The sequence below is a fragment of the Streptomyces montanus genome (assembly GCF_005786655.1).
Lineage (GTDB): Bacteria > Actinomycetota > Actinomycetes > Streptomycetales > Streptomycetaceae > Streptomyces > Streptomyces sporangiiformans.
This window is the reverse complement of the sequence record NZ_VBZC01000057.1, coordinates 52,973-59,804: the sequence shown is the minus strand read 5'-3', so window position 1 is coordinate 59,804 and position 6,832 is coordinate 52,973. Positions and strand designations below refer to the sequence as shown.

Annotated in this window: 4 protein-coding genes; 1 reads left to right on the top strand and 3 read right to left on the bottom strand. The window is 69.6% G+C overall.

Going from position 1 to position 6,832, the window contains the following annotated elements; genetic code table 11:
* The 3 genes from FE633_RS36755 to FE633_RS36745 all read right to left on the bottom strand — a co-directional run.
* Positions 1-1,925: DUF262 domain-containing protein (locus tag FE633_RS36755; RefSeq protein WP_138049493.1), on the bottom strand; the 1,925-nt coding region annotated here is incomplete at its 3' end.
* 121 nt (positions 1,926-2,046) lie between these two features.
* Positions 2,047-2,373 carry a hypothetical protein gene (locus tag FE633_RS36750; protein ID WP_138049492.1) on the bottom strand — a complete coding sequence of 109 codons (327 nt, stop codon included), beginning with the start codon at positions 2,371-2,373 and terminating at the stop codon, positions 2,047-2,049.
* 340 nt (positions 2,374-2,713) lie between these two features.
* Positions 2,714-3,571, bottom strand: a complete 858-nt coding sequence (locus FE633_RS36745) for a hypothetical protein (protein WP_138049491.1) — start codon at positions 3,569-3,571, stop codon at positions 2,714-2,716.
* 195 nt (positions 3,572-3,766) lie between these two features.
* Between FE633_RS36745 and FE633_RS36740 the strand changes: the two genes are divergently transcribed.
* On the top strand, positions 3,767-6,832 hold a 3,066-nt coding region (locus FE633_RS36740; RefSeq protein ID WP_212747325.1), incomplete at its 3' end, for an ATP-binding protein.

Here is a 6,832-nt window from a genome sequence, read left to right as displayed (position 1 = left end):
CGGCGCCCGGCAGCCGGCCGGCGCTGCGCGGCGGCCTGGCGGGGCCGGGCCGGCGGCTGGGCGCCGTCTTCTGGCTCGCTGGTCGGAGGGACGGGTAGGCCGAGGCGCTCAGGGTTCCAGATGTGTTCGAACAGGCCCAGATATAGCTCCTGACGGGTCTGGACGACCGAGGTCATCGTCTCCCGGGGGCCGAACGGCCTGAGGGCCTTGTCGAGCTTGTGGGTCTTGATGAACTCGCGCAGCAGCGGGTTTCGTTGGTCGTAGCCGGGGGCGATGATGCCCAGCAGGACGTTGCTGCGGGCATAGTAGGCGGCCTTTTCGTTCAGGGGCAGGTCGTTGATGCTGGAGTTCTCGCGCCCCATGAGCAGGCCCAGGCCACCCAGTTGGTTGCGGCGGCTACGGAAGACGACGGGATCGGGTATCTCCTTGTGCACGCGGTGGTGGTGGTTGGCCCACAGGTGCTCGATGTGGAACCGGTCCCGGTCGAGGTAGGCGAGCACGTCGTGGGGGCGCTGGCAGGCCTCTTCGACGTAGGCGGTGGCCCGGGCCAGCAGATAGCGGATCTGATGGGCGTTGTTGCCGCGCAGCCCGAGCGTGACCGCGTCGCGTATCGAGCCTGCGTCCTGGGTGACGAGGTCGCCGAGCGCTGCGGCGACGTCGGCCACGGTGCGGCACTTGCGCAGGAGGGGTACGAGGGTGTCGTGGGCGAGGGTGTCGGCGTCGGCCGACTGCACGGGCAGGTCCTGCAGGACCCTCAGGGCGTACCAGCGGTCCATGTAGTCGGCGACGAGGCGGCCTTTGTCCTTGGCGTCGGAGGGCCGGTCGTCGGGGTCGATGGCGGCGAGGATGGCAACGGCCTGGCAGCTGAGTCCGTTGCGTTCGTTGAAGAGCACCGTCTCCAGGCGGTCGCCGCCTGTCTTGAGTGCGCGGCCGGCGGCGAGGAAGGGCCGAAACAGCCTGGCCGACTTCAGCAGGTCCCGCACGAAGTGCAGGAAGTTGTCGGGCCGTTCGGGCACCAGTCCCAGGTGGGCGGCGTTTTGGCGGACCCATACGTTGAGATTGCTGTCGATCTGCCGGCGGTCCTCGTCGAGTCCCTCGCGTGCGCAGCGGGCCAGCAGGAAGGCCTTGATGAAGCGGGAAGTGGATGTGGAGTCCTCCCGGTCGGTGACCAGTTCCCGCAGCATCTCGTGCCATTGGGTGTTCAGCTCGTCTTCGTTCGCTCCGACGTGGGACAGCAGGTGGCTCTTGAGGAGGTCCACGGCGGTCAGGCGGGCGCCGCGGTCGTTCATCGTCTCGAACATCCGGTAGCCGTGGTCGGAGCTGGCCGCCCGGATCCCGACCAGGACTACCCGGTCCAGCAGCCACTCGGTGAACCGGTGGAGGTTCTCCGCGTCGAGCTCTTCCGCGAGCTGGGATTCGATCTGCTGGCTGCGCGCCCACAGATTGCGGCGGGAGAGCGAATCCCCCACGCCCGTTTCGTACTTGCGGGACTCGGCGACGGCGCGCAGGACGGGTTCGTGATCGGTGATGCCGAGCGAGAAGTGCTCTCCGTCAGTCGTGATCACCCGGTTGAGCCGGTCGACGGCCCGGGCGTCTGCGCGCTCCTGGGCCGAAAGCCGCAGTTGCAGGAAGAGCAGGTGCAGCGTGACGAACCGCTGCTGCCCGTCGACGAGGTAGCGCCGGTTCCTGGAGGGCTCGTAGTAGACGAACGGCCCCAGAAAGTACTGCGGTGCGGTGTGTGGCCTGCGCAGGTAGGACGGGTTGGTGGACCAGTTCCTGAACGATCCGCACAGATCCCGCAGCAGCGTGCGGACTTCGTCCTCGCCCCAGGTGTAGTCGCGCTGGTAGTAGTCGATCTCATAGGTCACATCACGGAACAGTTCCTTCAGGCTGAAGCCCTGGGACCTGATCTCGTCCGAACCCATGACACCACTCCCCACCTGCCCGCCTATCTGCTCATGCTCCCAACTCCCCCAGGTTGCGTACAGACAGCGCGTGCGCGGGGTGCCACGGCGGACGATGCGGTCCGCTCACACGCGGGCGCGGTCAACGGCGGTGGCGTGGCGGGCTGTTCCGGCTCTCCGCCCGGTTCAGTGAGAGGGCCCGGGAGCCCGGTCGGGGGCCGCTCCCCCGCTGTCGGCTCGCTGGACGCGCGGCCGGGCCGCGTGCCGGAGGATCGCCTTTCCTGTAGGCCCTGGAGCGGATCTGGCCGTCAAGCCGCTTGTGGGAGTGGGCTGTTGGCGTCGCTTCGAAGTGACAGAAGGCGGCCTCGCCGCCGGTGAAGGTGGCGTCGGCGCCGGTGAAGGTGGCGTCGGCGCCGGTGAAGGTGGCGTCGGCGCCGGCGACGATGGTGAAGATGCGGACCTTGGCCACGGCCTTGTCCGCCTTGGTCTCGGCCTTGGTGCTGATCTTCTCGGTGAACGCGTCGCCCGATCGAACGCGGGCTCACAGCCGCCCGGCGCGGCCCGCGTCATGTAGGGCATCTCGGCATCCCCGGCGTGCAACACGCTCCGTCAACCCCAGGCCAACCGATCAATATGGTGCAGATAGCGATCAACTGCACTGCAAAGGAGCCAGAACAGATCCTGGCGGGCACCTCGCGGCACCTCTGTGAGGCTCAACTGCCGCTGCGTGCAGGAGCGTTCGCCCCGGGGACCGTCCCCCTCCGGTCCGCCCCTCCATCGAGCACCTGTCTACACCTGCCCGGGCGGCATTACGCGGTGCTGGTGTGCACGATGAGGTCGGCGAGCGGCTGCTTCTCCAGGTAGCGCACGGCAGTGTGCGGATCGGTGATGCCGTTGCGGACGAGTTCGTCACGGACGGCCGGAGCGACGGCCGACAGACCGCTCTGGGCGACAAGGTCACCGGCAGCGTGAAGGTTCAACCAGTCGATGCCGTCGGGCAGTTCAAGGGCGCCGTCCTGGCCCAGCGAATGACGGATGGTGGGCCAGGCCAGGGGGGATCCGCAGGTGACGAGGGTGGTCAGGCCGTCGGGGCCAGGGCCGGTGTCCTCGCGGGTGAGCATGTCGAAGGCGATGACGCTGCCCAGGGAGTGCGCGATGACCAGGCGGGGCCCGGGGCGGTGCAGTTCGGTGCGGACCTCGGCGCGGATGCGCTCACCGATGTCGTGGTGCAGGTAGCGGTAGACCTGGCGGACGAAGCCCAGCAGACGCCGCCCCATGTCACGGCCGATCTTGTGGTCGACGGCGACCACGGCCTGGGCGACAGGGCGGGGGATGTAGGGGATGCCCAGGCCGAGGGTTTCGGTCTCAAGCTGTTCGGGATCGAGGTCAGGTGCGGCGTACAGGGCGAGGGTGTCGAGGACGAATGCCTCTTCCTGGTCGGTGAAGGGGTCGGTGTCATCGACGAGCGGGGGGTTGTCCTGTGCGCCCAGGCGTTTACTCGGGGAGCGGAAGAGGTTGCCGTAGTAGGCCACCGTCAGCGGTGGGATGGGGCAGGCGGGCCCGTGGTGGGTGCGCAGGCCCTTGGTCAGGGCGCCGGCCCAGTCGGCCGAGAGTTTCACGGCGTTGGTGTTGCCCTGCCAGATGCCGTGGATACCGACGATGTGCACGCTGTTCTTTTCCCCCCGGGACCTGCTTCCCCGCAGGATGCGGGGCTGGTGGCTGCCGGGATCCTATCCGGCCGAGGCGGCGGCCGCGTCGCGGCTGCGGTCTGGCTGGGTGGTTAGAGTGCTGGGCAACGTGTGTGTGAGGGGGCGTAGTTGAACGGGGTGGCGCCGTGGCCTCGGCGGCTGGTGGTCGTTGCGGTGGACGAGTACTTCACCGAGGATGAGGCCTTCACCGCGGGGATCCAGAAGCAGGTGGAAACGATCACCGGCTGGCTGGCCGATCCCGCGATGGACGCGGGGCGGCGGTTCGAGGTCGCGCGGCCCAAGGAGCTGACGCAGCCGGAGGATTTGCGGCTGTTTTTGACCGAGCAGGAACTCGCGCAGGCGCAGTGGGACCAGGCGCTGGTCGTCTACATCACCGGGCACGGCCTGCGCGGCCAGTCCCGGCGCCATTACCTGACCTTCGGCCACACCTCCCCCGACCGGCTGCTGGGCACCGCGTTTCCCACCAGCGAGCTGATCACGCAGGTCATGGACAGCGAGGCGGAGCACGTGCTGGTGCTCGTCGACTCGTGCTTCGCCGGCAGCCTCAAAAGCGAACTGAGCGTGCTGTTTGAGGAGTTGTGCGCGCAGCGGCGCGACCTGAAGACCCTCGCTGTAATCACCAGCGGCGTTTTCGAGCAGGAGCCGCACCGGGGCGAGTTCACACGGCTGCTGAAGCTGGCACTGGACAAGGCCAGGGATGAATCGGCCGGCTTCACCTCGTCCCATCTGTCGTTCGAGGAATGGGAGAAGCTCCTCAACACGGTCGGGGATGAGAATCCCGGCCTGCTGCGGGCGCTGTGGGTGTGGCCGGATTCGCGCCGCGGCGAGCCGAGCCGGTGCCTGCCCAACCCGCACTATGAGCCGCAGGAACAAGTCGTGGAGGCCTCCCGGCAGCCAGTGTCGCTGTCGGCATCCACCCTGGAGCAGTACTGGCTGGCCCGCGCCTCGGGCCGTACCGATGACGATGATCCGGGCTGGTATTTCAGCGGGCGCCAGACGCTGATGCAGGCGCTGGTGGAGTTCGTCCAAGCCGGGGCGGGGGTGCTGGTGGTGACCGGGGCTGCCGGCTCGGGCAAGTCGGCGCTGCTGGCCCGGCTGGTCACCCTGAGCGATCCGCTGTTCGTTACCCGGTTCGCGGACATGGTGGAGACGGTTCCCGCACCGCTGCGGCCGCGGCTGCGTGGGGTGGATGCGGCCGTGCTGGCGCGGGGGAAGTCGTCCCTGGCGTTGATCGAGGATCTGCTGGACGCCCTCGGCGCCGAGGGCGTAGGGGGCATAGGGGGCGAGCCTCCCTTGCAGGCGTTGTTGGACCGGGTGGCTGCGGCCTGCGCGGAGGTGCTGGAGCCGGTCACCCTCGTGATCGACGGGCTGGATGAGGCGCAGGAGCCCACCGCGTGCCTGTCCGACGTGATCGCCCCGCTGGCCCGGCTGCGTGCCGCGGATGGGGAGCCGGCGGTGCGGTTGGTGCTGGGCATGCGTTGTTCGGCGCAGGACGACGGGGGCGGCAAGCTGCAGGATGCGGCGGCCGACCAGCTGCTGAGTTTTTTGCACACCGTGCTGCAGGCGGGGATGGGCGAGAGCCGCGTGCCGCTGGACCTGCTGCGCACGGACGGTGAACAGACCGCCGACGACATCACCGCCTATGTGGAGATGGTGCTGCAGGCGGCCGAGGACAGCCCGTATGCCGGCCATGGCGCGGCGGCGGCCGAGGTGGCGGCGGTGATCGCGCAGGCGGTGACGCCATCGTTCCTCGACGCCCGGCTGGCCGCCGCCCAGCTGAGGTCCGCATCCGGCCGGCAGGACGTGCAAGATCCCCTCTGGCGCGACCGGTTGCACGCCGGGACGACGGCGCTGCTTGCCAGCGATGTGCGGCAGGTGGCCAGGGACCAGGACATCAGCCTGTCACTGCTGCTGGCGGTGCTTCGGGCCACCGCCTTCGCCCAGGGCGCGGGGCTTCCCTGGGCGGAGGTGTGGCCGGCGGTGGCCGCCGCGGTCCTCGGCCCGGCTGCACCGCCCGCCGGCGAGATCGATGCGGTGATCCGCACGGTGCGGCACAGCCGCCTGGTCGGCTACCTCGCCGCCGGTGAGGAGGACGGCCGGGTCACCTACCGGCCCGCCCACCAGCGGGTGGCCGAGGTGCTGTTGACCGAACCCGGCTTGCTGGCCGTGGATCCCCTTGCGAGCATTCCTGAGAAATGGGCTGCCGAGATGGAATACCTGCAGCCCGTGCAGCAGGTCCACCGTGCCATCGCCGAGGCCTGCGCCCGCCTGGCCGAGCAGGGCGGCCGCCTGGCACCGCATCCCTACGTGCGCCGCCACACGGTGGCCCACGCCGAACTGGGCCACACCCTGGACGATTCGATCATGCCGGTGGAACTGGCGGTCTGGGAGAGCTCGGGGTCGCTGCGCGGACGGCTGGGCCTGCCGCTGCCGGTGGGCGACCCCAAGCGCCGAGTGCTCACATCGGCCGGGCTGATCGAGCCCTACCTGGATGAGTCCGCGGATGCCCCCTCCCGCTTCAGCAGCCTCTCCTTCCATCTGGCCACACACGACGAGGAGCAGGGCAAGGACCTGCTGCCGGCATCACCGGCTCCCGCCCGTTCCTTCGGCCCGCGGCTGCGCACCCACTGGGGGCGCTGGCAGGCACGCACCAACGTGGTGGCTTCCCCCGTGGGCCGGGTGCACGCCCTGTGCGCGCTGACAACGGTGGACGGCCGCCAACTGCTCGCCGCCAGCACCCGTCACGGCATCGGCGTCTGGGACAGCACGACCGGCCAGCAGCTCACCCACATCGACACCGGTGTGGCCCATAGCTTGACGGTCGCCAAGGGGACCAGCGGGCGCCCCTTCCTGGTGGCGGCCGGCCCCCGCAGCGCGGCGGTGTTCGATCCGCTCTCGGGCCGCCAGCTGGCTGGCCTGGAACTGCCCGGTGTGCGCACGGTGGTGGTGGCACAGGATGGTGCCGACCGGTGGACGATGGTGGTGGCCAGCAGGCGGGACGAACTGGCTCTGTGGAAGCCGTCGGAGGACGTGGTCCAGCCGGTCCGCCTGCCTGACGATCTCCGCCTCCCGGACCGGCTGACCTGGGTCCGTGACCCGCAGGGCCGGGGCTACCACCTGTGCAAACGGCACCGCGCCGGGTGGGTGCTGTTCAACCCCCTGACCGGCGACGTCCTGCCCCTGCACCTGCCGTTCTCCACGGCCCGGTCCATGGCAGCG